This window comes from Candidatus Cryosericum odellii, from assembly GCF_003570935.1.
Lineage (GTDB): Bacteria > Caldisericota > Caldisericia > Cryosericales > Cryosericaceae > Cryosericum > Cryosericum odellii.
Genome location: NZ_QXIU01000009.1, coordinates 19,520 through 20,441, shown reverse-complemented (window position 1 = coordinate 20,441; position 922 = coordinate 19,520). Strand labels below are relative to the sequence as shown.

Below are 922 nucleotides of genomic sequence, written 5' to 3'. Positions count from 1 at the left end.
TTCTTGTTGACGAAGTCGACGCCAGCCTGCAACGCCTTCTTGTTGACCTCGATGAGAGCAGCTTTCTTGCCCGTCAGGAACACTGACAAAGCCCCATGGACAGACGCTATGCTGATGGGGTTGACCTTGCCAAGGTAGGCACCCAGCAGCACCATATTGGTGAATTTCGAGTTGCCCAGCTCCGTCGCGATGTCCGTCGCAGGAATGTACACCACGTCCAAGTCCGCACGGGAAGCTTTCCTGTCAATCAGGGTTGAGTCGATGACGAGCAATCCTCCCTTCTCGATGGCAGGCTCGAACTTGTCGAATGACTGCCGATTGAAGACAATCGCTGCCTGTGGCTCAGTCAGGAGTGGAGAGGCAATCGGCTCGTCCGCGACTACCACAGCGCAGTTGGCCGTTCCACCGCGTTGCTCTGGACCGTACGAGGGCAGCCACGTGACCTCCTTGCCTTCCTCCATGCCTGCGCGTGCCAGAAGTTCGCCAATGAGCATGACGCCCTGTCCACCAAATCCTGCAATGACGACGTTGTGCTCCATCACAGCACCCCCTCGACGACCTTGAACTCACCAAGTGGAAAATAAGGTATGACTTCCTTGCGGACACGTTCCATTGATTCCACAGGCGTCAGTTTCCAGTTGGTCGGACAGGTCGACAGGCACTCGACAAGTGAGAATCCAATGCCACGTACCTGAGCATTGAAGGCCTTGCGCATGGCACTCTTCGCCTTGCGGATGTTGACTGGCGAATCCAGAGAGACACGAGCGATATAGGCAGGCCCGTCAAGCTGGGCGAGCATCTCGGCTACACGGATAGGAAAACCGTTGGTCTGTGGTGTACGGCCAAGAGGACTTGTCGTGGTCTTCTGGCCAAGAAGCGTCGTTGGCGCCATCTGGCCTCCGGTCATACCGTAGTTCCCGTT

General features: G+C 56.7%; 1 protein-coding gene and 1 pseudogene. Both read right to left on the bottom strand.

All coding sequences use genetic code 11. The annotated features are described in order from the left end of the window. On the bottom strand, nucleotides 1–539 hold a 539-nt coding region (locus tag SMC5_RS00420), incomplete at its 3' end, for a 2-oxoacid:acceptor oxidoreductase family protein (protein ID WP_119119149.1). Further along, nucleotides 539–922, bottom strand: a pseudogene (locus SMC5_RS10935) (thiamine pyrophosphate-dependent enzyme); the annotation flags it as partial. The pseudogene SMC5_RS10935 and the gene SMC5_RS00420, both read right to left, overlap by 1 nt.